This window comes from Paenibacillus silvae (genome assembly GCF_014639235.1).
In the GTDB taxonomy this organism is placed as follows: domain Bacteria; phylum Bacillota; class Bacilli; order Paenibacillales; family Paenibacillaceae; genus Paenibacillus; species Paenibacillus silvae.
Genome location: NZ_BMFU01000003.1, coordinates 168,565 through 195,023, shown reverse-complemented (window position 1 = coordinate 195,023; position 26,459 = coordinate 168,565). Strand labels below are relative to the sequence as shown.

Sequence of the window (26,459 nt, the reverse complement as noted above, 5' to 3'; positions counted from 1 at the left end):
AAGATAGCGGGCCTAATATGGCTGTAACAACTTAAATGAAGAGGTGAACTTCACATGAAGAAAAAGCTTAATGAACTAACCCGGAAAGACCAACATATAACTCCTGCTTCGCGAAAAAAACGCAGGTGGCTTACGATAACCCTCGTAGTGGTACTGACGATTGGAGGCATTCTATACAGCCTGGCTGACCGCTATCTGATCCGACACGTACAGGTCGTTGTTGCGGATGGTAACTCGGCAGCCTCAAGTACAAGCGCAACAGCTTCTGGTACAACCACCTCGACAACATCATCAACCGATGTAGATGCAACCTCCGATGACTGGAATTATTCCAGTGATGATCTGAAGGTCCAGATTCAGAAGGTGCAGACTGGCTCAGGCTCGGATCAGATTACGTATTATGTGGCTGATGTACAGGCTAAGGATGCGAGCAGTTTGCGAAGTGCATTTGCGGATAACAGCTTTGGAACAAATATTACGGAGGATACATCGGAGATTGCGGCAGCGAACAATGCAATCTTCGCCGTGAATGGAGATTACTACGGATTCCGTGATGATGGTGTCATTATCCGTAACGGGGTGCTGTATCGCGACAGCCCGACAAGGGATGCACTGGCTTTATTCAATGACGGGACGATCAAAACGTACAACGAAAATGATATCTCTTCTTCAGAACTGCTGGCAGAAGGAGTTACCAACACGTTATCTTTTGGACCGATTTTGGTACAAGACGGGGAAATCACCAGTGACTTCAGCAGTGTGAAAATAGACAATAATTTTGGTAACCGCTCCATTCAGGATGCCAACCCTCGAACAGCCATTGGCATGATTGCTCCGAACCATTATGTGTTTGTGGTGGTCGATGGGAGACAGAATGACAGCCGGGGCATGACGCTGGCGGAGCTTGCTCAAACCATGAAAGACCTGGGTGCAACCGAGGCGTATAACCTTGACGGTGGAGGTTCTTCTACGATGTATTTCATGGGCAGAGTGGTTAACAATCCACTGGGACGTAATCAGGAGCGAGGCGTAAGTGACATTCTGTATTTAACGGAGGGAAAATAACATGACAATCCTCATTCCATCCTATGAACCTGACGTTCGTTTATTAAATCTGGTTTTGCAGCTGCAGACGTTTAAGTTAGGTCCGATCGTCATCGTGGATGATGGCAGTGGACCAGAGTATCGGGGGATTTTCGAGACTGCTGAGGCGTATGGATGCACGGTACTGACTCACGAAGTGAACCAAGGCAAAGGACGGGCACTCAAAACAGGCTTTCAGCATATCAAAGAGCATGGGCCGCAAGGAGGGGTGGTCTGTGCAGACAGTGACGGGCAGCATCTTCCTCATGATATTCGCAAAATCTTCGAGACGCTGCTTACTCAAACCAGTCCCGGGATTGTGCTTGGCAGCCGCCGTTTTACAGGTAAGGTTCCCGCCCGCAGTCGTTTCGGCAATGCGGTTACACGTTCCGTATTTGCACTGACCACAGGCAATAAGGTTTACGATACACAGACGGGCTTACGAGGGTTCCCCTATGCAATGCTGGACTGGCTGTGCCAGATTCCAGGAGAACGGTTTGAATATGAGATGAACATGCTGCTTACCGCGCATAAGGAAGGGTATGAGATTACAGAGGAATTCATTGATACGGTCTATCTGGATCATAACGAGTCATCCCATTTCCGGCCTCTTGCCGACTCGTTTCGGATCTATCTGCCTATTCTGATGTTCAGCACCTCTTCGTTATTATCGGCTCTGATTGACTTTGGCTTATTATTCATCATACAGTATTTTACGCATAATCTGTTCCTGTCCGTGGTAGCGGCAAGACTGTGCAGCTCTATGTTCAACTATACGGTGAATCGTAAATATGTTTTCTCCGCAGGTCGAAACTCGAAGATACGGAAGTCGTTGCCCAAATACTTCTCGCTCGTACTGCTGGTGCTGCTGCTTAACTACGGCCTGTTGTATTTTTACAATGAAAAACTGATTATTCCGCTGCTCGCAGCCAAGATATTGACTGAAATTTCGATCTTTGTGTTCAGCTACTGGGCGCAGCGCAGATTTGTTTATTAACGATTTATGAATCATTAATCGCTTATAATGATAGCAGGATGGAGTGAGCCAGATGGCTCGCTCTTTTTCTATTGGAGAGGTTTCCTATTCAGCGGTTTATACGGTACGATGGGGAGAGGAACGCACGAAAAATTGAATATTCGAAAATTGGATCGTTGAAGGAGAGAGCGAATGAAGACAGCATTGTTAATTGTTGATATGCAAGAAAGTATTGTTAGGACCAAGATGGATCAGAAGGCCATAGACCATGCAAGCGAATATATGAATCATGTGGCAAACGTCCTGCGTTCAAACAACCATGTCGTTGTACATGTGCAGGACGTGGAGGGCATGGAGGGAGCCGAACCTGAGTTGTATCGTATTATTCCCGAAATTGATGTGCAAGACGAGGACCTTATCCTGACCAAAGAAAGTTCCAATGCGTTCTGGCAAACGAATCTGGAGCAGATGCTCAAAAGCCAGGGCGTAGAGCTGCTCATTATAGCAGGATTTGCGGCAGAAGAGTGTGTGCTGTTTACATACCAGGGTGCAGTGGAGCGTGGCTTCAGACCGGTGATGCTCCAGAATGGCATTCTCAGTACACATCCGGATGCAGTGACTGGCACATATAGAGACCGTCATGTGATCTCGTACTCGGTAGTGGATTATCTAATGGGTTAAAGGGCGACATGAACAGGCAGCTTGAATCAAGCAGCAGCATGTAGTTTCTCAAAGGGGCTGGGGATATGGATGTATTCAACATTGCTTTCTTACTTGTACTGTCTTTGGCAGGTCTGATATGGGCCATTAAAGGCATGAAGGAAAAGCTGCGGCTGATGGTGTTTTTCGGCGTGATTTTAATGCTGGTACCTGTACTCATCCTTGTGGGTTGGGTTAGCGGACTGCCGCTTGTAAGCTCTGTTGCATTTGCAGCTAGCCTGTTTGTTCGAAAAGAGGGCAAAAATGCATAAGCGTATTAGTAGTACGTTGCGAGAATGATCTGTTTTTCGATATAGGATAGTAGATGAGCAGGCTCTGTTTCTTTTCTGATCAGGAGGAAAAGCAGAGCTTTTTTGCTTGTTCATTTTCCAATAAATAGCTTATGATGGGGGAAGTAACCAGATGGTTTTCTATGCAAGACTTCTACGCAAAAAATCTCTATGAAAGCATCGATGAAAGAAGGACAGAACATTGACCAGACGTATAATCGTAACCGGCGGGGCTATTATTCGTGATCATGCAGGTAGAATTTTGCTTCAACGAAGGTCTGACTACGGAGATTGGGGACTGCCCGGTGGCGGTATGGAAGCCGGAGAGCAGATCGAAGAGACGATGATCAGGGAAGTGAGAGAGGAAACGGGCCTGGAAGTGAATGCTTACGAATTGGCCGCGATATATACGGGAGAAAGAATGGAATATACATACCCTGATGGAAATGAAGTGGTTTTTGTCATGTTTCTGTTTCATGTTACCACTACTGATCTGACAGGCCGGATGGCTGCGGATCATAGAACGCTATTATTCGAAGACGAACAACGAGAGTCGCTGCAGCTTGTTTTTCACAGTCTGGAGGAGATTGATCTTGCAGTCATAAATCAGGTCCAGCAGCCTGTATTTATCGACCTGATGCAGGGTAAGACCGCATTGCTGCGCAATTAAAACATATTTTTATCCAACAAAAAAGGAGGGCTTCCATTGCCTTGGCCCATGGTCCATTTTGCAATTGCATCCGAAATCGTATCTCAGCATACCTCTCCAGCGCTATTGCTGGGGAGTCTGGCTCCAGACTCCATTCATGTAAGGACGAATGTACGCGGTGAAAAGGCGAAAACTCACTTGATGGCTGAAGAACATGTATTTCCGACCGATGTGGATTTTCAGCATGTTATCGAAACGAACAGAATTCGGATGCTGCAAGAGCCTTCATATTTGCAGTACATATGTGGTTATATCGCTCATATCTATACCGATCGTGAGTGGACTTATCAGATTTATCCTGCGTATGAAGCTCACCCGAATGGAAGAGAGATCTACACCCATGACGTGAAGAAGCTGGAATTCCGAATCTTGCGGGAATATGCTGGAGTTTCGGCATGGCTGGAGCAACTGAGTTTAGCCAAAGCCTATGATTTTGGTGGTCTGAAGGAGCAGGAGATATATCAATACAGGGGAGAAAAGCTTGATTTTTTCACGAATGATAAGAACGAGCCCGATGATGACATGCATTTGTTAACAATGGATGCTGTATCGGCGTTTATCGAGAGAACTGCTTCGGATTTGAAGTCCAGATTTCAGGAATGGCAGGTATACGAAAAGCTGTAATTGTCATGAGACCATAATGTAGAAAGAGAGGATACAGCGAATGGAGAATGGCATTAGACTGGTGCATTATGAACAGCAGTATGATGAGGCTTTAACCCGTTTTGCGTTGAAAAAGGAACAGATTCACTTTACGGCAATGCCTGTAGAGGTCATAGAAGAGGCGGCTGCTAACCCGGACAAAGACCCGGTTGTCATTTTAGTTCAGAAAGTACCTGTTGGATTTTTTGTTTTACATAAAGGTTCAGAATACGTGGAGCCAGCGGAGCGGGATCGCAAAATTCTTGTTCGTGCGTTGTCTATATCGGAGGAACACCAGGGAAAAGGATATGCACTGGAAGCGATGAAACAGCTGCCTGCCTGGGTCCGTGAGTATCACCCTGAAGTCGAAGAGATTATTCTTGCTGTGAATGAAGAAAACAAGGCCGCGCGGCAGCTGTATTTGAAATCCGGTTTTCTCGATTTTGGGTTAACCAGGCTAGGAAGCCGGGGAATACAGCATATGTTGCACTACAATTTAAAACAGGAGGTAGAGGATGGCAGAAATACATAAGGGAAGATACTCCGCTCAGATTGAGGGGGAATTCGTTGTTTTTATCATCGGTATGAGAATTAATCGGCTGTGGGCCATTCATAAGTGGCTGCCCGTGTTCAACGCAATGGGGCCCATGATCAAAGAATTATATCAGAACCCGGATACCGGATTTTTGGGAACGGAATTTATGCTGAACTGGCGTGGAGTAACCTTGCTGCAATACTGGCGTTCATATGATGAATTGGAAAAGTACGCACGCGGCGGATTACATTTGGAGGCATGGAAACGATTCAATACATCGATCGGCGCTGATGGTTCTGTGGGGATATACCACGAGACGTATAAAGCTCAATCCGGTTCGTATGAAACCATCTATGCCAACATGCCAAAGTTTGGACTGGCTAAAGTGGCCAATCATGTACCCGCAACCGGAGGCATGGCAACATCACGGCGCAGAATGGGTGGAGAGAACGAGCCGGCAGTTGAGACACCAGAGAATCCATGAAGCTAACGAATAGCTATAAATAAACAGTGAATCGAAGGGAGCATGTGATGAAGGCTGAGATTAATCAGAAAGATTTGCATTCCCATGAATTAAGCTGGTTGTGTGTTAAGCCGATGCTGATCTCTGTACGCGGACAGGATATGGTGGCGAAAAGGGAGGTATATCTGCAGCTGAACGAGGGGCAGCAGGCCCTGTATCTGTTTTATGCCTACCATAATCATACGAAGAGTCTGGCAGAATTTTATTGGTTTTCGGCATATCACATCATTGAACTGCGCAGCTGGAGCGGGATCAGGAAAGGTATGCAGTTTTTTGATTTGCACGAGATGGTGGATGCATTGAATAATATTGAAGTGCTGATTACAGATGCCAAAAAATCTGGACGAACATGGCAGGATGTATCGCCGACGGATCTGGATCACGACTTGCAGCTACGGCAGCAAACAGAGAGAATATATAATTCATATCAGCAGGCTTCCCAGAAAGCCATCATTGCTATGAATGATTGGGTCAGGCAGCATCAGGAGATGTTTCTGGAAATCAAAGAAGATTTGAAATAATGAAGGTGAAGAGGCATGAATGAAGTCGAGCTGTTGAAGATATATGGAGTGGAGCCAGATCAGAAGCATTGTGAAAGAATTCGTCAGCTTCTGCGTCAGGAGATAGAGGAACCGGAAGGTGAGGATAACGAGGTTCTGAAACTGCTGTGCATCATGCTGTTTGCTGTGGGAAACGTGGAGGACACGGAGTTGATCTGGCGGGCCAAACGAAAAAATCAGGACACGGGCAGTTATATTGATGTTCAGCTGCTTTGTGGGGCTGGCTTGGAAGAGACTCTCGTTTATCTTGAACATAAGCAAGGTGATCATGCACACGAGGAATGGCTGTATCTCAAACAATGTGAGCCATATGACTTTGTGGATTTTTCCAAAGACCAATGGCTGGCAGGATACAAAGCATATTACAATGTTTGATCCATGGAAGGGGGCGTACGATGAAGTCGGAAATGGCTGAACAGATCCAGAGACAGCTATGTGCAAAATATAATGCGAACTACGTTCCAAGTGAACCGCACCTGAAGGTTGGGGTTTCCTGGAACGTCAAGGAGAGACGTGAGCCGATTCACGGAATGCGTATCCAGCCCGAAGGCGATACGACCGGGTGGTACATCTGGGCTGAGGAATATTCGGATGCAGACGACTTCTTTGTACCGCTGCATGTTGCACATATGGATGAATGGGACTCGAAAATTAGTCGATATCTCGGACTTGCTCCGGGGTGGAGGTTTCTAATTGCTGAGGATTATGAGGATGTATGGTTTGATGAAGGGCTATTGAATAGATAAATCATCGTATTACCACGCTTGCATATTGCATGGACTGTTCCATGCATAGCGGCGTTTTTTTATGGAAGTGTCTGCCGACATGAACGTTTACTTATTTCATATGTGTGCAAATTCCACATTATGGGTTATGATGTACGCGAGATAAAATTTTACAGGGATAGAAAAGACTGTCCTGATTAATCCGGGAGTGAAGTATAATGATTCGAAAGTTGGCTTTCATATCTTCCCTTGGCATCATCTTGCTTATAGCTGGGGGCTGTCAGAATAAAACAGAACCTGAGAATACACAGAAATCAGCTGTATCAACAAGTTCAGAGCATGAATCCGTTGAGCAGGGGGAAGGAGCGGTCAATTCTGTACAAGATGAAGATATCCCGCCTCAATATGTGGACGAGAGCAAATATTCGGGCGATGAACTGGCAATTGTCAAACTAATGAATGCGCGTATGCGTTATTTATATGAACAAGATGAAGAGGGATATATGAGTCTGTTCACTGCAGAAGCACCCTTCACAGGCAAGCCTGGCTATAAGATTCGTAACATTTTTTCAATGAGTGAAATTACGATTACAGAACAGAGGAACATCTATCAGGCAACGGTGAAGGTTACCGAATTACGGCAGGCAGACGAGATGGAGTACAATCAAATGATGGTGTTTTGGAAAAAGAAAGCGGACGGCGATGCAGCGCAATGGAAGATTGCAGACATCGACTAAGCCTGGATACGAAAGAAGGTAGAAAGCCGAGATGCAAAAGACATTATTTGAAATAGTAAATGAAGTGCAGGATGAAGCGACGTTTATTGCATTTCTGAGTGTACTCCGTAAAGATCGTCAGGCTCATGCGGATGAATGGCAGCAGGATTCAATTGATTCATTTTTGGAAGCTGCCGCAGATTGGGGACGGGAGTCTGTTGACGGCTTAATACACTACGAGAAACCGGATAACCCGTGGAGGCGATGTGCTCAGATCATGTATATGGGCAAAATTTATGAATAGTTGGTAAAGGGATAACAGCTGAGAAGAATACATAACGGAGGTCTGCGTTAATGATGAATTTTTTAGAATTAAGTCTCCTTCTACTATTGATTCTGTTTCTTCCATCGTTTGTGAACGGATTTCAAAGTGGATTTGCTGAGGGATGGGCGGCTAGATGACGAATACGGTGAATAGAAACATATCGTACATGCTAGGCCGAGAACGATTTAACTTTCGGGTGGCTGGCATTGTGATGAATGGGGACAAGATTCTTCTGCATCAGGCGAAACAGGATGATTTCTGGAACTTGCCCGGTGGCAAAGCAGAGTTGAACGAATCAACCGAGGAAGCCATTAAGCGAGAGATGGTAGAGGAATTGGGTGTTTCTACGCAGGTGCAGAGGCTCGCATTTATTTGTGAAGATTTTTATGAATACGATGACATACATATGCATGAGATCGGATTCTATTATGTTATTTCTTTGCCAGAAGCGCATTCCTATTATGATGAACCTGAATTCAATGGCTTGGAAAACGACGGCGAATTGACATTTCGCTGGTTCCCTATGGAGGAGCTGGAGCAGATGGAGATTTATCCTGTTTTTCTGAGAAAAGAACTCGCTCATCTACGTGATGCCAGCGGCATCAAACACTTCATTCAAAAATAGAGGGGTTAGCCCATGGATATTACTTTTATTCGTCATGGTCACGCCGAACATTTGCTGAATTACCCGAGTGAACTTAATCGATTACATCCGGGTTTGACCGCACAGGGGAAAGAGCAAATTACAGCTTTATGTAAACTTATACAAGTGAAGCCTGACGATACGATCGTAGTCAGCCCCGCGAAACGAACCCTTGAAACAGTGGAACTATTAACATCCAGCGCACGTGGCAGGGTAATGATTAGTCCATTGGTTGGACCTAGAATGTTTCCTCAAGATTCGAGCTATACTCCACTAGGCTGTGATCAGATCTATTCAAGGGCAGAGATTCGCAGGTTATATCCAGATAGACAGATCATTGATGTTGGCGTGAATGACTGGGAAGAAAGCATAAACCAGATGCATGCACGGCGTTTCACACTACTGGCAGAGTCACTTCTGGCGTGGTGCCGCAAACAAAAGGGACATATATTTATGGTTTCACATGATGGCACGATTACGAATTACAGAATGCTGTTAGGTGAGCAGGGACTAACGAGAAATGATTTTCTGGGTGAAGCGGGATACTGCACCATTCGTAATGTTTAAGGGGGAGTATATATGTATCAAAGTAAATATGTTCAGGCAGCTATTAACGTGGTTGCTTACATACATAGTAAAGAAATTTTAAATCCTGTTGAGGCTTAGTATCAGGCCACTGGAGAATTATTCGGAGAAGGCTGTTGGGGACAAAAGAAAGGGTGTCCAAGGGCAGCATTTCTAGGCCTATGTGAAGATGGTTATGTCAGGGGAGTGAAGAGAGGCAAATATAATCGTAAGGAGTATTCGTTAAATAAACAATATGCGGTTAATACAGTAAATTTATTTCTAGAGAATTCTAGTAAAGTGCATGAAGACAGCAAAATGCTATGGTTAAAAGTTAACGAAGGTAAAAAAATTAAATCGAATTACCAGGTCGATATCGTCAAGGGACTTTGGTTAAACGATCTAATCCTTCAAAAGGAGCTTAACGAAAATGGCAATGGACAGAAAACATAAGGAGGTGTCTCTCTCATGACACAGCGTAAACTGGTTTTGCTTAGTGATCTGTATTTTGATTCAAATGAAGAATTGAACGAGCGGATTCAAAGCTTGTTTCAGCAGAAGCAACAGCCTTCTATCGGTTATATTCCATCCAGCTCTGATCCGCAGCGAATCTATTTTGAACATGTACGGCGCTATTATCGTCAGTTTGGTATTAAAGATGTGCAGTATTATGACCTGGATACCGAGTATGAGGAAGACAGGATCAATTCTCTTTTCCGATGTGATGCGATTCATTTGTCGGGTGGCAATACGTTTTATTTTCTAAGTTTGCTACAGAAAAGAAATATGCTTGAGCGGCTGCGTTCCTATGTGAACAGCGGTGGCATTCTAATCGGGGTTAGCGCGGGCAGCATTCTGATGACACCTTCGATCCGTTTGGCGGGATTCGGTGAGGATGCAGATGAGAATTATATCGATTTAACAGATTTAGGCGCTCTCGGGCTTGTAAATTTCGAGTTTGCACCACACTGGGATGGTTCGCAAGTCATGCTTCAATCATTCCACGAATACATACAATTACATCAAACAAAGGTTTACGCTTGTCCGGATGGCGGTGCTGTCATTGTAGAAAATGAATCATTGGAGTTATTCGGCGGTGCAGTTCCGGCTCAATAAAGAGGAGATGATGAATGAATGCGAACTATTCAAGTATCCCACATTGAAGCTTTTTCTAGCATTCCAGGCAAAGGCAACCCGGCTGGGGTTATTCTGGAGGCGGATCATCTGAGTGAGGCCACGATGCAGCAGATTGCTTATGCCGTTAGTTTTAATGAGACGGTTTTTGTATTGAAGACGAATTTGGCAGATGTGCGGTTACGTTATTTCACACCAGGTCATGAGATTAACCTGTGCGGACATGCGACAATGGCGGCGTTATATGGGCTGAAGATGAGGGGGCTATTGGAAGGGAAAGACTCCATCACGATTGAAACTAACGTAGGTATACTTCCTGTTCAGTTTGAACAGCATGGCAGTGCATGCTTTATGGAGATGAAGCAGGATCAGCCGCAATAAATACCCTTTCAAGGTGATGTGGAGAAGCTTGCTAAAGCTATAGATTTGACATCGGAGGATTTGGATCTGACCATGCCTGTAGTGTATGGAAGTACAGGCACCTGGACCTTGTTAATTCCTGTTCGCCGTTTGAGTACTTTTGCCAAAATGAAACCGGATTCTTCTCAGTTCCCTAGTATTCTAGCGGAAAATCCCAAGTCATCATTACATCCCTTCTGTCTGGAAACGCGTGATTCAGATGCCATGATGCATGCAAGACATTTCTCTTCACCGTATTCGGGGACAACGGAAGATCCCGTGACAGGCACTGCATCAGGTGTGATGGGAGCCTACTATTTAACTTATGTGAATCGAGAGATTCAAGAAGCTGATTTTGTAGTGGAGCAGGGGCATGAGGTGGGTAGAGATGGCAAGGTTCAGGTAAGTGTTCGCAGAGAGCAACAAGGAATGGATGTTCGAATCCGTGGAACGGCTGTGTATGTTCAGGAGATGTCTGTAGAAATAGACAGTTAAGGGGATGACAGAAGGAGAGACCTATCGTAGAATAGCTGATCAACTACTGCGTCATGAAGCTAATGCAAAACTAAGGAGAAATCAATGATGAAAGAGTCAAAGCGAATGAAATGGGAGAAACAGCTTGAAAAAGGAAGAGCGTATCATATTTGGATGCGGGGTGTGCTTGGCTGGGGCTTGCCTCAAGTAGAACAAGATAGAAGATAAATCCATATGCGAACGGAGTGGTACTGATGATAGAGACTCTTCAGGCAGCGCAGGAGCTGGCGGAAAGGGCTGCACGGCAAGCCGGGGAAGTGGCCAAAATGAATTTTGACCGAGTTGCCAACGTAATTGAGAAAGATATTTATGGTGATATGGTTACCGATGTTGACCATGAGGCAGAACGAATTATATGTGAAGCAATCTCGGAGGTATTCCCGAATCATGAGATTCATAGTGAAGAGAGAGGTCATAACGGGAAGAAAAGTGACTGGCTGTGGATGATTGATCCGCTGGACGGGACCAATAATTACGGAATTGGCTTTCCGGTATTTTCAGTTTCCATTACACTGATATATCGTTCGGAACCCGTGCTGGGTGTAATTTACGAACCGATGGTAGACCGTCTCTTCGTAGCTTCTCAAGCAAAAGGAGCAAGCTGTAATCTGATTCCAATGCATGTGAAAAGCAAAAAGCAGATACAAAAGGGCACGATTGGCTGGATACAAGGGCATCAAGTCCAAAATGAAGAGAACGCGGTGCGTTTGCGGCAGCATCTGGATGTTCATTTTAAAAGAGTAATGAGACTCTGGGCTCCCACATTGCAGTGGTGCATGCTTGCCAAGGGAGACATCGATGGTATCGTACTTTATAACTCCGAAGGAGACGATTTGTATTCAGGCATACTGATGGTGAAGGAGGCAGGTGCTATTGTGATTGACTTTGAAGGTAAGGAATTTAGCGGTATGTGCACGGAACCTTATCTGATCGCCTGTCATCCTGACCATCGGGAGTATTTCTTAAATGTCGTGCGAGAAGGGCTGAGCCGATGATTACCGAGCTTGGTTTGTCTCAATTCTATCAAGTAAAACATTTAACGGATGCCTATCGAAATATCGAGGTTAAAGCGGTTGTCTCAGGCATGAACCCGGGGCGAATCTATGTGGATGATGCTGATAACATCAAAGCAGCGCTCGTATGGGTTCATGGGCAATCCGGTTACCAGCTTGTTGGTGATGCAAAAAGTAAACCCTTTCGAAGTGAATTGCGGACATATATGCAGATCCATATCCTGCCCGAGTTGATGGCCTTACAGATGACCGAGGTAGAGATCGGTGTTGCTGATGATCGCTGGCGAAATGTGCTTGAGCATATGGCTGGTCCGAGTGAGCTTAACTATGACACACAGCATGTATTCATGATGCATGTAAAGGATGACAGAACAGATAATGATACGTGCTATACCCCTTCTGGAGTGCCGATACTTCCAGCGGAGGGAACCCGGGTTTTGCCCATAGATAAAACTCTTCTGCAGCAGAGTGTTCTGAACAATCTTTCTTTTGTCACAGATAAGATCAGGCATTTCTGGGGGAAGGCCGATGCTTTTTTAGAGCATGGTTTAGGCTATGTGGTGGTTCATGAAGATGAAATAGTGAGCATATGCTTCTCTGCTTTTGTTGAAGGGAGCACACATGCCATTGATATTGAGACGCTGGAAGGTCATCGTCAACGCAATTATGCAGCGCTCGCAGCGCAAGCGTACATGAAGCAATGTCATCGCGTGGGTATTCGCCCATATTGGGACTGCATGCCTGATAACACAGGTTCGATCCGTCTGGCACAAAGCATAGGTTTGTCTCTGGATTTTGATTACCTGGTGTATTGGTACACTATTCTTTAATTGAATTTACAGGAGGATCAACATGGGGTACATCCTGGAATTGCGAAAACTGGTGGGTACAAGGCCCTTGATTATGGCAGGTTCATGTGTGCTGGTGTTTAATGAGCAAGGTCACTTGCTGCTTCAAAGACGAACAGACAGCCTGGATTGGGGCACGATTGGCGGTTCGCTTGAACCGGGGGAATCGCTGGAAGAAGCTGCTGCACGTGAACTCTATGAGGAGGCCGGACTGCGGGCAGAGGCCTATAAACTGATCACCGTTTTCTCGGGTCAGGATATGTATTATCGGTATCCGCATGGAGACGAGGTTTATAATGTGATGGCTATTTATGAAGCGGCCGGAATTACAGGCAGTCCCACTGTGATGGACGATGAAGGGTTGGAGCTTCGATACTTTGACTTGACTCAGCCCATTCCTGAACTTAATCCGTTCACAAGGTATGTGCTGACCAAAGCGGGATATATTCAAGGTTAGTGATTTAACAAACGTAAGCAGGCTGATGAACATCGAGTTAATAGATTAAACAGTCGGAGACAAGGAACTTTATATTTTTATACGTAACGTAAGAATAATCTGGGGGGGATAGATGATATGTCAAGCATCGATTATGGGATTGGGTTTACTTCGCTCTTTTCGATTGTTGCAGTTCTGGTGAATTTATTAGTCTATGGACTCGGTGTATATGCATTATTTTTGTTTATCAAGCTGGCGAAACGAGGTATACAGGCGTTAGATATTTATTTACATGAGAAACGCGGAGGGCGTTATTAACCTCTTGTTCCTTCTCCTCTTTAAGTCTAGCACAACATTATCATTTTTCTCTCAGTGATTTACGGATGCTGATTTAGTATGATAATGGTATCATTTTGCAAAGAGAGAGGGTTAGACATGCATACATTTTTGCAGCAGATTAATGAGTTAAACGAGCTTCAGAGAGAGTTGGTCAGCCTGCATCCTTTTTTTGCAGAGCATCACCCTGTTGTTGTAGCGGACGAAGCGTTGTTACATATCTATGATTATTCTTCCAAGACCGGGCAATATGAATGGGCGAAGACCGTACCGGATGATCTGTACATTCCTGATGATTGTCTCGCCGCCATGCCTGTGCATCATTTGAATAACCGGATGTGTGCGATTGTGACAGCTTCGGCGTTCAAAGACCTGGAGCAGAAGGTTTTTCTGTTCCATGAATATGTACATTGTTCTGTGTATGGGAAATATGAGGAGCGGATTGTGGACTGTCTGCGAATTAAACATAAAATGAATCAATTAAAGCGTGTAACCTGGGAGATTGATTATGAATTCCCGTATGAGGATGAGACCATCGCTGAGCGGATTCACTCGCTGCTGTTAGCGTTGAAAAGCGAGGATTTTCAGCTAATTCAGGCTGCGCGCACAGCGCTGTTCGAGTCTCTTACTGAAGAGCAGGCCGAATATTGGAGCTGGCTGGAGTGGAATGAAGGTTACGCGCGGTATGTCGAGAATCTGATTCGGGCGAAATATAACCTGAAACCCAATCATTACGGGGATACAGCACCATATAACCGTCTCGTATTTTACGAGTGCGGCTCGGAATATATTCGTTTGTTAGTCAAAGAGCAGCCAGCGTATCATACAGACCTGGAGCAGTTGTTTGACCGGATGCAGATGGAGAGATTGGCAGGTTTCGTTAGCTAGTGAGAGACGCATATTTAACCCATTTCTTCGATTGAAAAAAAGGAGATCTGACTATGCCACTGCCTATGGTACATCTTAGGATAGCTCAACAGCTTGCGGATGCTCTGCCTGAATCGCTGGAACGGGGAGCATTCTATCTTGGCAATATTGCACCGGATGCGATTCACATGCGGGAAGGCACGACAAGGGAGGACAAGCAGCACACCCATTTCGATCCTGAAAAAGAAAACCATTATACCGATCGTCTTCAGAAGTTATACCATGGTTATATTGGTGAACGTACGGACGAAGGGTGGAGGTCCTTTGTGAAGGGATACTTCATGCACGTAATGACCGATTATTACTGGTTCCGCAGTGTGCACCCCGAATTCGTGGAACAAGTGCGAGAATACGACAAACGCGAGGGTACCACACGCACCAAGGAAGAGCTATCCCGTTTATATTATCAGGAGACGGGCCAGGTTGACTTTCACCTGTTTCGAACGGCAAGCTGGAGTGTAGACACTTGGTCTATACTGAACGCTGCTTCTGGCTATGACATGAGAGACCGCTTAACGGCAGAGGAGATCAGCCGCTGGAGGCATCACACGTATTCTTTTTTTCATGGGCAGGAGCCGGGAATTATTCCCTTGTTTTTGACAGAAGAGATTGTACAAGCCTTTGCTGCTGCAACAGTGCCGCGTTTATTCGAATTGTTAACTGTCTGGGAGGCGGTTTAAATGAGGCATTTCGGGAGCTTGATGGTACTCATCCTCGCAGTATTCATGACAGGGTGTGGCGCAAGCGATTCGAATCGTTTGGACGGGAAAGAGGCTCAGCGGCTGGAGCAGGAAGAAGGGATTCCGTCGTTAATCACGTTATCCTGTAATCGAAACCTGGATTCAAGACCGTGCCGGGATGTGGCGTTTGACCGCTCAGATGAGATTCGGATTGTGACAGAGGCTATATTCAAGGCAGAGCGCATGCAGGGCATACTGAATTATGCGGCTGAATACACGATGAGTATGACCAATGCAGATGGCTCAGTAACCGTGTACGATCTGTCACTGGGCTCAGACCCGAAGATGCAAGGACTGCTTGTAAACCAGAAGGATACCACCATAGGTTATACTATTCCTCTTGTGGAAGCGAATCGACTACGGCAAATCATTCAGCGGCGTATAGATTAATGACAGACGGATGGTCAGGCATAGCTAATGAATGGAGATGTGGAGAAATTGGTGACCATTACACCAGTGACAACAGCAGATGTCGAAGGGGCTTACCGGGTATTCGAGACAACGATTCCGGCGGCCTTCAGTCAGGAGGGACTCGGCTCTCTTCTGGAGGACATTCAGCATGAGATCACACATAAGAAATCCAGGGTACAAGCCTTTTTACAGCATGACTTTGATTCCGAAGCAGCAAATGCTCCAATGGTTCTCGTTGCAAGAATCGAGGGCAAGGTGGTGGGCACGATCTCCTATGGACCCTGCGGTGAGGCGATTCGAGACTGCACCAATCATCGTTTGGATCAGATTGGAGAGCTGGGCACACTGTACGTTTTGCCTGAACTGCACGGTCAAGGGATTGCTTCGGCATTAATTACCGCTTTGGTCACCGAGCTTCAGCGGCGAGGGATTACGCAATTTTGTCTGGACAGTGGGTACCGAATTGCTCAGCAGAAGTGGCGGCGGAAGTTCGGAGAGCCGTATGTCGTCGTGAACAATTACTGGGGTGAAGGCTCCGATCATATGGTATGGTTATGTGAAGTGCAGGATTTTACTGTGAAATAAAACGTTCCGAAAGATGACCCCCTGCACTGGGAACAGGAGTCATCTTTTTTATTGTTATGGCAACGCATCTGGATAAGAAAGGACGAATGATAGGGTGACAGAAATGATGGAAACTGCGGCATCTGAGGAATGGAGCTTACCGCAGCAGAAGCTTTCCCCTCATGCTGTAAGTTTGTGGAGAGTCAGTGCGATCATTTACAACGTTATCGGTTTTGTGGTGTTGGCGATCCTGCTTGCGCTGGACTCCGTCTATGACTGGAGACCATGGATCGGCTGGATGCTGTGGGGAATTACCGTGCTATCCCTTGGTTACGCTGTATGGGATATTTTTTTGCAGCCAGTATGGCTGTATCGACACTGGTATTATGGCGTGAGTGCAGAGTTTTTGCAGTTGAAGCATGGTGCCCTGAACAAAGTACATCAGGTGATTCCAATGGCGAAGGTACAATCCGTGACGACAAATCAGGGGCCGCTCATGCGAAAATACGGGTTATATTCCGTGTCCGTCGGTACGATGGGTTCTTCGCATGTCATACCGGCTTTGCCAGAAGAAGTGGCGTTTGCGCTGCGGAACCAGATTGCGTCTTATGCCCGGATTAACGAGGTGGATGAATGACGGAGTTAAGACGACATCATGTATTAAGTTTGTTATGGAGTCTGGGTAATCTGATCAAAAGCTCGTTTGCTTTTATTCTGTTTTTGTTCGTGTTTCGAACGGGCACGGTATCGACATGGGTATTCTATGCCAGAATTATTTTTTATATCGGTATCGCTATCTCGCTTGTGTCGATCATCTGGAAGTGGATTACAACACGTTATTCCGCGGATGAGCAGGCTTTCCACATCTACACTGGAGCACTCAGCCGCACCCGCAGAACGATTCCGTATACGAAAGTGCAAAATGTGAGCCGGCATACGAGCTTTTTTCATCGCTTGTTCGGAGTGACCTCCATTCGTTTCGAAACGGGAATCAAGGGTGAGGAAGCGACGTTCCAGCTACAGGTCGTTTCGCTCGCTGAAGCAGAACAGCTTGAGAAGCTTGTTGTCGGTTATCAATCGGAAGTACAGGCGCAGGCGGTAATGGAGGGGCATGAAAAACAAGTAGAGCAGCAAGCTGGAGACGATTACAGTGCAAGTGCAGAGCGTATGGGTATGGGAACAGAAAGCAATGGAATTAAAGGTTCAAATGCAGCTAATGCAGCTGTGAGTGAAACTTCAAAAACAGTGACTGAAGCTGGAATTGAAGCTCAAGCGATCCATACAGTTGACCACGAAGAATTAGGTAGCATTCCTGCACCTGCCGACAAAGCAGTACGGATCGTGCACTATCGCTCGACTCGCAAAGACGTGCTCAAGGCTTCCTTTACCTCACTCAGCTTTCTGGTGCTGATCCCGATTCTGGGCTCCCTGTATTCAACGGTGAAGGATTTCTTTCCGGACGAAACGGTAACCGAAAGCCTGGTACTATCCTGGCTTCAATCCTGGTGGGTGACCAGTCTTATCATTCTGATGCTCATGTTCTTGTCCATCGGACTGGGCATTGTATGGACTTTTGTGAAATATGGGGATTTCCAGATCACGTCAGATGAGAAGCGAATATATATTGCGAAGGGCATGCTGGAGAAGACCGTGTTCTCCATTCAAAAAGATCGTGTGCAGGCTGTGAAAGTTACACAGTCACCAATGAAACGCTTGCTCGGCCTGGCCGAAGTGGAGCTTACCACTGCAGGCAGCCCGGGTGGGTCCGGTCAGGAGATGAATTCACTCTATCCTTTTCTGCCTGTAAAAGAAGCGTACCGGATCATTGAAGAGATTCTGCCTTCTTATGAGGTGTGTGAGGAGATGGAAAAGCTGCCCCGTACAGCATTGTGGCTGCGTCTGCTCAAGCCCAGCTGGGTCTGGATCATAGCCACCAGTGCGCTGCTGTATTTCAAGCCAGTCCTTTTTGGATTGTCACAGGCATGGTGGATGCTCTCACTGCTGCTTCTGGCAGGCATTGCCGCCGGGCGGGTAATCGATTTTTTTCACACAAGATATGTATTGAACGACCAATTCATCCAGCTTCGCTCAGGTGCGCTCACGTCTACACTCTTTGTCTCCAAACGGGAGAAAATGATTGAAATAAAAATAACCCGTCACCCCTTGCAGCGCAGACTAGGCCTGGCTTCTATTCATACGGTGAATCGTGCCAAACCGGTTATGCATCACCATGTTCATGATTTGCCGAATGAAGCGGCAGCCGAATTCCAGATGTGGTATATGGGACGTTCGAAAGAGGTACAGACCCGATCTTAATAGAGAGAACTTGAAAACAAAGGATATCCATATTGTGGATTTTTATGTAAAATGAGATGTGATGAAAAAAGCCCTAAAGCATAGGGCGTAAATGAAGGGTGTAGGGTTGATGAAAAAAGGTGTAATCATGATGTTATCTCTCATTCTGCTGGTGGGCGTTTCTTCTTCAGCGTATGCACATCCGGGTCGTCTGGACAAAAAGGGCGGACACAATTGTTCTGCGAAATCCATTAAAAAAGGTCTATGCACAGGTTACCATTATCATAAAAAGAAAAAGTGAAGATGTGGCTTCAAACATTCAGGACGCAATAGGAGGACTAGCAGCATGGAGCATATTAAAGCCGTCATCTTTGACTTGGACAACACCATATTAAACCGGACTCTAACATTTGAAGGCTTCACTCGAAGTATGATTGATACGTACTTTGGCCATCTGGAGTCTACCGGACATATACAGCAGCGAATTATCGAGCTTGATCTGGATGGGTACAAGGATAAAACGCTGCTGTTCAACGAATTATTGCAGGAGCTGCCTTGGGAGGAAAAGCCGCCGCATGAAGAGCTCATGGCGTTCTATAGTAAGGAATATGTGCGTAATTCAGTGCTTATGGAAGAGGCGCGGGAAGTCGTACAGTATCTGAGAGGCAAGTATTCCATCGGTTTGATAACCAATGGTCAGACACATATTCAGCATGGAAAAATAGATCAGCTTGGCATTCGTGAGGACTACGATCACATTATTGTATCGGAAGAAGCGGGTGTGAAAAAGCCAGATTCACGTATTTTTCAAATGGCTCTGGATCATTTTGGCCTGAAGCCTGAGCAGTGTCTCTATATTGGTGATCATCCGGTAAACGATATACAGGGGGCAGCGAAGGCAGGCATGAGTACGATCTGGATCAAGGTGAATCAGCCTTGGCGTGAGGGGATCGAGGCAGAACCGATACATACGATCCATCAGCTCCACGAATTGAGAAGCCTGTTGTAGATGATCTCTTCCTTTTCGAGCCAGCAGACAGGTTTACAGATCAGCATGCAGCGCTTCAGCTTGTACCACTATTTCTGATGATGGAAGGAAGTGTAGGCTTGGATCAAGCTATATAAGTTGAATTATTCTTTTACACATGAACGGAGAAGACAGAAAAAACCTGAAAAAGCGGAGCGGTCGCCTTTATCACCGGATTTTCTCCTTTGGAAAAGGGAATCAAAAAAATCTGGGGATAACAGCGATTGGAAGGTTATTCTGTCATCGGAGTGGACTGTGTAAAATCTTTAGTTCAACAGAGAGATAGACCTATACAGGAGGGCATATGTAATGAACAAGCTACAGAAAGAACTGGCGGAGCTGCTGCCGCTTGCACAACTTGAAGAGATGTCAGGTGAAGAAATCGTAGGTGGCATAGCGATGGATATGTATCGGGCTGAATTTTCAGGGATTCGCGAACGACTCTCTGAGCTGCCGGAAGTGGCGAGGGATATCCTGCTGATCATTGATCTGGACACCGAGCTTTCGATGAATGGCTTAACAGGTTACCTGGAGAATGCGAGTGGGCAGTATTTGGGTCAGACGATTGAAGCGTTGGTGCGAATAGGTGATGAGACAGACGCGGCGATTTTGCAAAAGGTACAGCAGCTCCTGTCGGAACATCATGTCACCGTAGACCAATTAAGAGCCAATGTGGAGAGTCTTTCAGAGCACGATATTACAACAAGCTTGCAGACGCATGGAGCACATATCCATGAGGTGCTGCAGCAAGTGCAGCAGGAAGCGGATTCACTAAGTTTTCAAACGGATAATGAAGAAAGCTTTGATCTGCTGTACCAGTATGTTGATGAACATAAGGATCGGTTGAGACAGCAGCTGGAACAGTTTCTAACATGAAAAAAAGGAGCTGAATGAAAAGCGCATGAACAAACGTTTGGGGATCGAAACGACTGTAGTTACTTTCGTATGGGTACTTGTCCTGGTTGGTTGGAACGTAGTTCAAGGCATGCTGGCCACATTCAAGCACGCGCCTAAGATAACACAATTGCACCCATCGGGTGTGATATCGCGAGTAGAGTTCGGCAGTGTCACAACTCCCGATGTACTCATGATTACTTTGGGGGCAGTCAGTGCCTTGCTGTTTGCTGTAATCTATTACGCAGCTCGCAGTTGGCAATTGAATAAAAGGAAACACGCATCCTGATTCGGCTTGTTTGTATTTATCCCGATAACAAGTTACTGAGCAAAGCAGTTCTTTCCTGAACAGGCTGCGAGAGGGAACTGCTTTGATCAGGAGTTATTTTACAACCAGGAAGTATTACAGATGTTTGGAAATGACTTCTTCCAGACCTTGTGCGACGGAATGTGCCCCTCGCTCCAGATGACGTTCATACAGATGCAACCGCACATACGTTTCATCAGTGCCCATAGCCTCCGATAACATGCCGCTAAGTCCACGTGCACGGCGGTCGATCTGTAATAACAGCTCCAGTGAATCGCCCATGGGATAAAAAAGCACTTCCAGCTCGTCCAGATACCCACGGAACCTGCTGGTAGGCACATATTCGAACTCCTGCACAAACGGCAGATTGCCGCCAAGCTTGGGCGCATAGTCGTTGGTCACTTCACGCAGCTTGAATCCGAGCAGATCAATGGCATCCAGAACGATCTGCATCTCACGGGATGGTACCACATGTAATCGGTCCCGATCTGAAGGGTCTACGGCGCTGGAGATATCCAGTCCCGTTTCCACCCATACGTCCGCACGGTGGAGGGTAATTGGCAAATTGTGTGGCAGATCGAATTGAAAGCTCTTCTCGAGCTTGTCACCAGGCTGCAGCGTGAATCCATCTGTAAGCAGATATTTTGCAACGACAGCCGTCTCCTGTATCTTGCGATCATTGCTTTCCCTAATGTAGTGCGTTTTGATAGAAAGATAGATTCGATCCACCTGCTGCTCCACGTCCCCACCTTCAATGTACACAACCCCGGACAGAATACCTCCCGGCATGACCTCTGTTGTATGTAATTCTGTATTTACCTTTGCTGCACCTACACCAACACTAGCCAACATTTTTTTGAAAAATGACATGATAGCAACCTCCAGATTCCATGGTTTTTAAGGGGGAAAGATAGACTTCGAGCTTAATACGGCTGCCAGAATAGATGCGTTTCAATTTTTGATAAAACAGGGGAAACGGCATTTTTCTGTCGAATACTGGATAGAACAGAATTGTTAAAATACGTAAAACGGAAACAAAAGGATGGAGGATGGCATGCGGAAAACGATGATATTCGGAGTAATCGGAGTAGTGTTGTTAGTCCTCGTGAGTGTATGGATTTACCGTTATGCTGCACCGAGTCTGACTGCACAGGACGTTACAATGACCGGCACGATAAGGCAGCTGGATTCGGAAACCGTTGAAGTCGAGATGGCGGTTACACGGACCAAGGAGGATCATGAACCACATTTTATCTTCCCTTTGGTTCCCGGTTGGGGAGGGCTTTCGTTCACTGAAGAACAAGAGAAAGGGTTGTTCAGGCCTTCGTCCATAGGAACTTCCTATCATGATCAGGTTATCTTGGAGCAGACGGTGAAAACAGAGGATCACAACGATAATCAGATCACAAAGCAGGTGTTTTCACAAGATCTGACAGGCTTTTCTGTACCTGATGAGGCGGGAACATATAAGTTGCGTTTTACGCTTAAATCACTGGATGAAACCGTTCAGCTGCTTCAGAATCCGATGGTATATTATGTTCATAATGAACGGTGGTTGGGTAAAAACCTGAGCTGGGCAGCGGGTCAGAAGCTGGATATCGTGAAGGAGGAGGCGGAATGAACTGCGTATATCAAGCGGGTGAAATCACGGTTCGGTTGCTGGAGACAAGGGATGAGCAAACGCTTGTAAAATGGTTGTCCGACCCGGAGGTGCTGCAATATTACGAGGGCCGGGATCAACCGCATGATCTGGAGCTGGTAAGAACACATTTTTACAACCAGGAGGATGGAGCTAGCCGTTGTATCGTGGAACATAGCGGTCGGCCGATCGGATATATTCAGTTCTATGAAATAGAGCCAGAGGAACGTGCGGCATACGGTTATGGTGAGAAGGATGGGTTGATCTATGGGACAGATCAGTTTATCGGTGAACCGGATTGCTGGAATAAAGGGCTCGGTACACGATTGGTACAGTCTATGACATCGTATCTGGTCCGCGAGAAAGGGGCTCGGAAAGTCGTGATGGACCCGCAAGCCTGGAATGAACGGGCATTGTCCTGTTATGAGAAGTGTGGCTTCAGACGGGTTAAACACCTGCCGCAGCATGAGTGGCATGAAGGACAGAAGAGAGACTGCTGGCTGATGGAATATACTTCTTAGCGTACAGCGCAGACCGTGCAGACCGTGTTAAGATGAAGATTAGATTATCGAAGGGGGACATGAAATGGACTTCAGGTATCCAATTGGGAAGTTTGCACATACAGGTGAAGTTACACAGGCTCAAAGGAAGCAGTGGATTCTGGATATAGCCGAACTGCCGCAACAAGCAAGAGAAGCGGTGAAAGGCCTTAGTGAAGAGCAGTTATGTATGCCATACCGGGAAGGCGGCTGGATGCTGAAACAGGTCATTCACCACATGGCAGACAGTCATATGAACAGTGTGATTCGTTTCAAGCTTGCTCTGACCGAGGACACCCCTGCGATTCGGCCTTACGATGAAACACGCTGGGCAGAGCTAAGTGACTCCAGAGAACTGGATATCGAGGTTTCCTTACAGCTGCTGGCGGCCTTGCATCAACGATGGACGGCATTGCTGAATACCTTGTCTGATGAGGATTATGCCAAACAGTTCTATCATCCTGCATCGAAGGAAACGATGCGACTCGACTATTGCGTGGGATTGTATGCGTGGCATGGCAAACATCATGTGGCACACATCACTTCGCTACGAAGTCGAACAGGAATATAGATACGCGCGAACCTTGGTTACTGTACGAATATGTTTATGAATATAAGGAACAAAAGAACACGACCAGGAGGAGAACAGCGTGAACAGTGTACATATTCGTCTTCTGGATAGACAGGACCCTCCAGTTATTGCACAGGCATTTCAGGAGCAGGGATGGTATAAACCTTCGAAATTATATGAGCGGTATTGGGAAGAACAACAGAACGGGGAGCGTGTGACGCTGATTGCTGAACTGGACGGTCAATTTGCCGGTTACGTCAATGTGATCTGGACATCGGATTACCCTTCGTTTCTGGAGCAGGGCATTCCGGAGATCAGTGACTTCAATGTGTTGATGAAACATCAGCGTAGGGGCATTGGTTCCGCTCTGATGGACCGGGCCGAGCAGGTGGTGAAGGAACGTTCGGATGTGGCTGGTCTTGGTGTGGGAGTCTATGCCGATTATGGCAAAGCCCAGGTATTATATGCCCATCGTGGATATATTCCAGATGGCCGGGGACTTTACAGGCATGATCATTACCTTCAACCGGGTGAAGAGACCGTTATCGACGACGATGTTGTTCTGTATTTAACCAAAAAGCTAGTTTAACATGTTATACTCAACTGGAATCTGAGCAACCTAAAGCAGATGTCTATGAAGATGACTTGATTAGAGGAGTGGTGCAGGCATGTTTAGCAAAGTAGGCCAGATTATGCTGTACGTAAATAACCAGGATGAAGCATTGGCATTCTGGACGGAGGTTGCCGGATTCCATATTGTGGACGAGGTTACCCTTGATGGAGGAATGCGCTGGATCGAGATCGCACCGACAAAAGATTCACAGACAAGCATTATATTGCATGACAAAGAGGTCGTGGCACGGATGTCGGAGGGCATCAATCTCGGCACACCTTCATTGATGTTTTTCACAGATGATCTGGATCGGTTATATGCGGATTTGTCTGCCAAACATGTAACGGTTGGAGAGATCGTTGAGATGCCAACAGGACGTGTGTTCAATTTTGCTGATAATGAGAAAAATTATTTTGCTGTGATGGAGCGGAAGGGTTAAAAATAGCTGTATAAGGGCTAGTTTATCATTTTGATTTCAAGCGGGCGACATGTACTGTCGGCCGCTTTTTCTATGGGGTAAAACAATGGGAATATTTCAGTAAATATGCAAGGGAAATAGAGAATGAATGGTTAAAAATGTTATAATAGAGTGTAGATTGTTATGCTGAATGTATTGATAAATTGTGGTGAAAAACAGGGATGTTAAGTGATGAAACGAGAGGGGTTTGGATTTGGAAAAAACGATTAAACGTGTGCAGGATCTCTATGACATGCTCGATGCAGATTTCAGATCGGCAAAGCAATTTTGGGAGCCGTTCTATGAAAATCGGGACAGACCGATTCCTTTTTTTCCAAACAAACCGGATGAAAATTTAGTTGCGAGTGTAGATGCAGGCCTGCTGAGCGGGGGCAGGGCACTCGAACTGGGCTGCGGGCCAGGTCGGAATGCGTTGTATCTGACTCGCCAGGGTTATCAGGTCGATGCGTATGATCTGTCTGAGACTGCGATTGCCTGGGCAAAGGAACGCGCGGCTGAAGAGCAGCTGGATGTACATTTTGAATGTCGTTCAGTGTTTGAACTGGCACCACAGGAGGAATACGATCTTGTCTACGACTCGGGTTGTCTTCATCATCTGCTGCCGCATCAGCGTATTCCTTACATCGAGATGATTCAGCATGCGCTGAAGCCGGGAGCATATTTCGGCATGACCTGTTTTGCACCGGGCTTCGGTGGCCAGGGTGGGCCGGAGCATGTGATGGATGATTGGGATGTATATCGCGAGAAATCGATGCGGGGCGGGCTTGCTTTTACAGAGGAGAAGCTTCGTTATTTACTGGAGGATACGTTCGAGTGTGTAGAGCTGCGCCCCATGAAGGCGATGGGTCAGGAAGAGGCTTATTTTGGCCTGCCTATTCTGTGGGCGACGTTGTGGAGAAAGAAGCAGTAGAAAGGTGGAGAGCTGATGGGAAGCAGATACTTGATCATCACAGGTACATCGAGAGGCATTGGCAGACAGCTTGCAGAGCTTTGTTTGGAAAAAGGTGATGTGGTCTATGGTATAGCACGCGGCACATCCGACTTGGGGGATACGTACGAGCGGTATACTCATGTGCAGTTTGATGTTGAAGACATCCACAGCATCGATGATCTGATCTCGGGCATATTGGAGCAGATTCCGCTTCCCGATGTGGAATGCATCGGATTAATAAACAATGCAGCTATGCTTGAGCCGCTGAAACCGATCGACCAGTGTCTTGCGGATGAGATTAGCGTTCAGCTGAATATCAGCTTGGCTGCGCCGATGATTTTGACGTCATCTTTTATCCATTATACGAATCATATGACAGCACAGCGCAAAATCATCAATGTAAGCTCTGGATCGGGCAGTTATCCCGCGCCTTCCATGGCAGCCTACTGCACATCGAAAGCCGGAATCGACATGTTTACAAAGTGTGTAGCGATGGAACAAGTCTCGCAGCCCAATCCGGTACATATTATCGCCTTTGATCCGGGCATGGTGGACACGGAATTGCAGGCTGTGGCAAGAGAGAAGGATGCCGAGGAATTTGTCCTCTCCAGTGTATTCCAGGAGGCATACGAGTCAGGTCAACTGAAATCCCCGCGTGATGTGGCGCATGACATCTTGATGCTGCTGGAGGAAAGCGGTGATCCGGTCAAAAGCAACTAAATTTGAGGAGGAGAAAAACAGTGAATCTGGTATATCATCGTAAATTATAAGTGGTTGAGATAAAGTACAAATATTGTCTTGTTGGCCCTGCACTTGGGAGTGAGCACTCAGCC

At 46.3% G+C, this 26,459-nt stretch carries 39 protein-coding genes and 2 pseudogenes; 40 read left to right on the top strand and 1 reads right to left on the bottom strand.

Features of this window, described 5'->3' with window-relative positions; genetic code table 11:
• Nucleotides 1–54: 54 nt before the first annotated feature.
• From IEW26_RS11655 to IEW26_RS11505, 33 genes and pseudogenes are all read left to right on the top strand, one after another.
• Nucleotides 55–1,065: a phosphodiester glycosidase family protein gene (locus IEW26_RS11655; RefSeq protein ID WP_111272530.1), complete on the top strand. Its 1,011-nt coding sequence runs from the start codon at nucleotides 55–57 to the stop codon at nucleotides 1,063–1,065.
• 1 nt (nucleotide 1,066) lies between these two features.
• Nucleotides 1,067–2,080 (top strand): bifunctional glycosyltransferase family 2/GtrA family protein, encoded by a 1,014-nt coding sequence (locus IEW26_RS11650; RefSeq protein ID WP_188592539.1) that lies wholly within the window; start codon nucleotides 1,067–1,069, stop codon nucleotides 2,078–2,080.
• A 171-nt stretch (nucleotides 2,081–2,251) separates the two neighbouring features.
• Nucleotides 2,252–2,740, top strand: a complete 489-nt coding sequence (locus tag IEW26_RS11645) for a cysteine hydrolase family protein (protein WP_188592538.1) — start codon at nucleotides 2,252–2,254, stop codon at nucleotides 2,738–2,740.
• 65 nt (nucleotides 2,741–2,805) lie between these two features.
• The gene (locus IEW26_RS11640; protein ID WP_188592537.1) at nucleotides 2,806–3,030 is read left to right on the top strand and encodes a hypothetical protein; all 225 of its coding nucleotides are present in this window, start codon (nucleotides 2,806–2,808) and stop codon (nucleotides 3,028–3,030) included.
• Between the two features lie 220 nt (nucleotides 3,031–3,250).
• A complete protein-coding gene (locus IEW26_RS11635; protein ID WP_188592536.1) occupies nucleotides 3,251–3,718 on the top strand; it encodes an NUDIX domain-containing protein in 468 nt (155 codons plus the stop codon).
• Between the two features lie 36 nt (nucleotides 3,719–3,754).
• Nucleotides 3,755–4,381 carry a hypothetical protein gene (locus IEW26_RS11630; protein ID WP_188592535.1) on the top strand — a complete coding sequence of 209 codons (627 nt, stop codon included), beginning with the start codon at nucleotides 3,755–3,757 and terminating at the stop codon, nucleotides 4,379–4,381.
• A 40-nt stretch (nucleotides 4,382–4,421) separates the two neighbouring features.
• A complete protein-coding gene (locus IEW26_RS11625) occupies nucleotides 4,422–4,931 on the top strand; it encodes a GNAT family N-acetyltransferase (protein ID WP_188592534.1) in 510 nt (169 codons plus the stop codon).
• Nucleotides 4,915–5,418 (top strand): DUF4188 domain-containing protein, encoded by a 504-nt coding sequence (locus tag IEW26_RS11620; protein ID WP_188592533.1) that lies wholly within the window; start codon nucleotides 4,915–4,917, stop codon nucleotides 5,416–5,418. Before IEW26_RS11625 ends, IEW26_RS11620 begins: the two co-directional genes overlap by 17 nt.
• A gap of 47 nt (nucleotides 5,419–5,465) precedes the next feature.
• Nucleotides 5,466–5,978, top strand: a complete 513-nt coding sequence (locus IEW26_RS11615) for a hypothetical protein (protein ID WP_229729812.1) — start codon at nucleotides 5,466–5,468, stop codon at nucleotides 5,976–5,978.
• Nucleotides 5,979–5,993: 15 nt separating this feature from the next.
• A complete protein-coding gene (locus IEW26_RS11610; RefSeq protein ID WP_188592531.1) occupies nucleotides 5,994–6,392 on the top strand; it encodes a hypothetical protein in 399 nt (132 codons plus the stop codon).
• A 20-nt stretch (nucleotides 6,393–6,412) separates the two neighbouring features.
• Nucleotides 6,413–6,763: an immunity protein Imm33 domain-containing protein gene (locus IEW26_RS11605; protein WP_188592530.1), complete on the top strand. Its 351-nt coding sequence runs from the start codon at nucleotides 6,413–6,415 to the stop codon at nucleotides 6,761–6,763.
• Between the two features lie 197 nt (nucleotides 6,764–6,960).
• Nucleotides 6,961–7,479 carry a hypothetical protein gene (locus IEW26_RS11600; RefSeq protein ID WP_188592529.1) on the top strand — a complete coding sequence of 173 codons (519 nt, stop codon included), beginning with the start codon at nucleotides 6,961–6,963 and terminating at the stop codon, nucleotides 7,477–7,479.
• 31 nt (nucleotides 7,480–7,510) lie between these two features.
• Nucleotides 7,511–7,762: a DUF7660 family protein gene (locus tag IEW26_RS11595; protein ID WP_188592528.1), complete on the top strand. Its 252-nt coding sequence runs from the start codon at nucleotides 7,511–7,513 to the stop codon at nucleotides 7,760–7,762.
• Between the two features lie 154 nt (nucleotides 7,763–7,916).
• Entirely contained in the window at nucleotides 7,917–8,408 is a 492-nt protein-coding gene (locus IEW26_RS11590) for an NUDIX hydrolase (protein ID WP_145403192.1), read from the top strand.
• Nucleotides 8,409–8,420: 12 nt separating this feature from the next.
• Nucleotides 8,421–8,993 (top strand): histidine phosphatase family protein, encoded by a 573-nt coding sequence (locus IEW26_RS11585; RefSeq protein WP_188592527.1) that lies wholly within the window; start codon nucleotides 8,421–8,423, stop codon nucleotides 8,991–8,993.
• 114 nt (nucleotides 8,994–9,107) lie between these two features.
• Nucleotides 9,108–9,443, top strand: a pseudogene (locus IEW26_RS30740) (DUF6979 family protein); the annotation flags it as partial.
• A 15-nt stretch (nucleotides 9,444–9,458) separates the two neighbouring features.
• Nucleotides 9,459–10,106 (top strand): Type 1 glutamine amidotransferase-like domain-containing protein, encoded by a 648-nt coding sequence (locus IEW26_RS11580; protein WP_188592526.1) that lies wholly within the window; start codon nucleotides 9,459–9,461, stop codon nucleotides 10,104–10,106.
• A gap of 18 nt (nucleotides 10,107–10,124) precedes the next feature.
• Nucleotides 10,125–11,018 (top strand): annotated as a pseudogene (locus IEW26_RS11575) (PhzF family phenazine biosynthesis protein).
• A gap of 84 nt (nucleotides 11,019–11,102) precedes the next feature.
• Nucleotides 11,103–11,225: a hypothetical protein gene (locus IEW26_RS30580; RefSeq protein WP_268237043.1), complete on the top strand. Its 123-nt coding sequence runs from the start codon at nucleotides 11,103–11,105 to the stop codon at nucleotides 11,223–11,225.
• A 26-nt stretch (nucleotides 11,226–11,251) separates the two neighbouring features.
• Nucleotides 11,252–12,052, top strand: coding sequence for an inositol monophosphatase family protein (locus tag IEW26_RS11570; RefSeq protein WP_188592525.1), 801 nt, complete (start codon nucleotides 11,252–11,254; stop codon nucleotides 12,050–12,052).
• The gene (locus tag IEW26_RS11565) at nucleotides 12,049–12,900 is read left to right on the top strand and encodes a GNAT family N-acetyltransferase (RefSeq protein ID WP_188592524.1); all 852 of its coding nucleotides are present in this window, start codon (nucleotides 12,049–12,051) and stop codon (nucleotides 12,898–12,900) included. The genes IEW26_RS11570 and IEW26_RS11565 overlap by 4 nt, the downstream gene beginning before the upstream one ends.
• 22 nt (nucleotides 12,901–12,922) lie before the next feature.
• A complete protein-coding gene (locus IEW26_RS11560) occupies nucleotides 12,923–13,375 on the top strand; it encodes an NUDIX hydrolase (protein WP_111272434.1) in 453 nt (150 codons plus the stop codon).
• 117 nt (nucleotides 13,376–13,492) lie between these two features.
• Entirely contained in the window at nucleotides 13,493–13,672 is a 180-nt protein-coding gene (locus IEW26_RS11555; RefSeq protein WP_188592523.1) for a hypothetical protein, read from the top strand.
• 117 nt (nucleotides 13,673–13,789) lie between these two features.
• Entirely contained in the window at nucleotides 13,790–14,578 is a 789-nt protein-coding gene (locus tag IEW26_RS11550) for a hypothetical protein (RefSeq protein ID WP_188592522.1), read from the top strand.
• 53 nt (nucleotides 14,579–14,631) lie between these two features.
• Entirely contained in the window at nucleotides 14,632–15,297 is a 666-nt protein-coding gene (locus IEW26_RS11545) for a zinc dependent phospholipase C family protein (protein ID WP_188592521.1), read from the top strand.
• On the top strand, nucleotides 15,298–15,747 hold the full coding sequence (locus IEW26_RS11540) for a hypothetical protein (protein WP_188592520.1): 450 nt from the start codon (nucleotides 15,298–15,300) through the stop codon (nucleotides 15,745–15,747).
• A gap of 39 nt (nucleotides 15,748–15,786) precedes the next feature.
• Nucleotides 15,787–16,353: a GNAT family N-acetyltransferase gene (locus tag IEW26_RS11535; RefSeq protein WP_229729811.1), complete on the top strand. Its 567-nt coding sequence runs from the start codon at nucleotides 15,787–15,789 to the stop codon at nucleotides 16,351–16,353.
• Between the two features lie 103 nt (nucleotides 16,354–16,456).
• A complete protein-coding gene (locus IEW26_RS11530; protein ID WP_229729854.1) occupies nucleotides 16,457–16,969 on the top strand; it encodes a PH domain-containing protein in 513 nt (170 codons plus the stop codon).
• The gene (locus tag IEW26_RS11525; RefSeq protein WP_188592518.1) at nucleotides 16,966–18,648 is read left to right on the top strand and encodes a PH domain-containing protein; all 1,683 of its coding nucleotides are present in this window, start codon (nucleotides 16,966–16,968) and stop codon (nucleotides 18,646–18,648) included. Before IEW26_RS11530 ends, IEW26_RS11525 begins: the two co-directional genes overlap by 4 nt.
• 109 nt (nucleotides 18,649–18,757) lie before the next feature.
• Nucleotides 18,758–18,928, top strand: a complete 171-nt coding sequence (locus IEW26_RS11520; protein ID WP_111272426.1) for a YHYH domain-containing protein — start codon at nucleotides 18,758–18,760, stop codon at nucleotides 18,926–18,928.
• Between the two features lie 45 nt (nucleotides 18,929–18,973).
• Nucleotides 18,974–19,636 carry an HAD family hydrolase gene (locus tag IEW26_RS11515; protein WP_188592517.1) on the top strand — a complete coding sequence of 221 codons (663 nt, stop codon included), beginning with the start codon at nucleotides 18,974–18,976 and terminating at the stop codon, nucleotides 19,634–19,636.
• A 327-nt stretch (nucleotides 19,637–19,963) separates the two neighbouring features.
• Nucleotides 19,964–20,530, top strand: a complete 567-nt coding sequence (locus IEW26_RS11510; protein WP_145403177.1) for a DMP19 family protein — start codon at nucleotides 19,964–19,966, stop codon at nucleotides 20,528–20,530.
• A gap of 25 nt (nucleotides 20,531–20,555) precedes the next feature.
• Nucleotides 20,556–20,837, top strand: a complete 282-nt coding sequence (locus IEW26_RS11505) for a hypothetical protein (protein ID WP_188592516.1) — start codon at nucleotides 20,556–20,558, stop codon at nucleotides 20,835–20,837.
• A gap of 114 nt (nucleotides 20,838–20,951) precedes the next feature.
• On the opposite strand, the gene IEW26_RS11500 is transcribed toward IEW26_RS11505, so the two are convergent.
• Entirely contained in the window at nucleotides 20,952–21,725 is a 774-nt protein-coding gene (locus IEW26_RS11500; protein WP_188592515.1) for a sporulation protein, read from the bottom strand.
• 184 nt (nucleotides 21,726–21,909) lie between these two features.
• Between IEW26_RS11500 and IEW26_RS11495 the strand changes: the two genes are divergently transcribed.
• The 7 genes from IEW26_RS11495 (at nucleotide 21,910) to IEW26_RS11465 (ending at nucleotide 26,346) form a co-directional block, all read left to right on the top strand.
• Nucleotides 21,910–22,476 (top strand): hypothetical protein, encoded by a 567-nt coding sequence (locus IEW26_RS11495; protein WP_188592514.1) that lies wholly within the window; start codon nucleotides 21,910–21,912, stop codon nucleotides 22,474–22,476.
• Nucleotides 22,473–23,015, top strand: a complete 543-nt coding sequence (locus IEW26_RS11490; RefSeq protein WP_188592513.1) for a GNAT family N-acetyltransferase — start codon at nucleotides 22,473–22,475, stop codon at nucleotides 23,013–23,015. Before IEW26_RS11495 ends, IEW26_RS11490 begins: the two co-directional genes overlap by 4 nt.
• A gap of 64 nt (nucleotides 23,016–23,079) precedes the next feature.
• Nucleotides 23,080–23,604 carry a YfiT family bacillithiol transferase gene (locus tag IEW26_RS11485; RefSeq protein WP_188592512.1) on the top strand — a complete coding sequence of 175 codons (525 nt, stop codon included), beginning with the start codon at nucleotides 23,080–23,082 and terminating at the stop codon, nucleotides 23,602–23,604.
• Nucleotides 23,605–23,683: 79 nt separating this feature from the next.
• Nucleotides 23,684–24,193, top strand: coding sequence for a GNAT family N-acetyltransferase (locus tag IEW26_RS11480; RefSeq protein ID WP_229729810.1), 510 nt, complete (start codon nucleotides 23,684–23,686; stop codon nucleotides 24,191–24,193).
• A 79-nt stretch (nucleotides 24,194–24,272) separates the two neighbouring features.
• On the top strand, nucleotides 24,273–24,656 hold the full coding sequence (locus tag IEW26_RS11475) for a VOC family protein (RefSeq protein WP_188592511.1): 384 nt from the start codon (nucleotides 24,273–24,275) through the stop codon (nucleotides 24,654–24,656).
• A 271-nt stretch (nucleotides 24,657–24,927) separates the two neighbouring features.
• The gene (locus IEW26_RS11470) at nucleotides 24,928–25,605 is read left to right on the top strand and encodes a class I SAM-dependent methyltransferase (RefSeq protein ID WP_188592871.1); all 678 of its coding nucleotides are present in this window, start codon (nucleotides 24,928–24,930) and stop codon (nucleotides 25,603–25,605) included.
• A 15-nt stretch (nucleotides 25,606–25,620) separates the two neighbouring features.
• A complete protein-coding gene (locus IEW26_RS11465; protein ID WP_188592510.1) occupies nucleotides 25,621–26,346 on the top strand; it encodes an SDR family NAD(P)-dependent oxidoreductase in 726 nt (241 codons plus the stop codon).
• Nucleotides 26,347–26,459 lie beyond the last annotated feature (113 nt).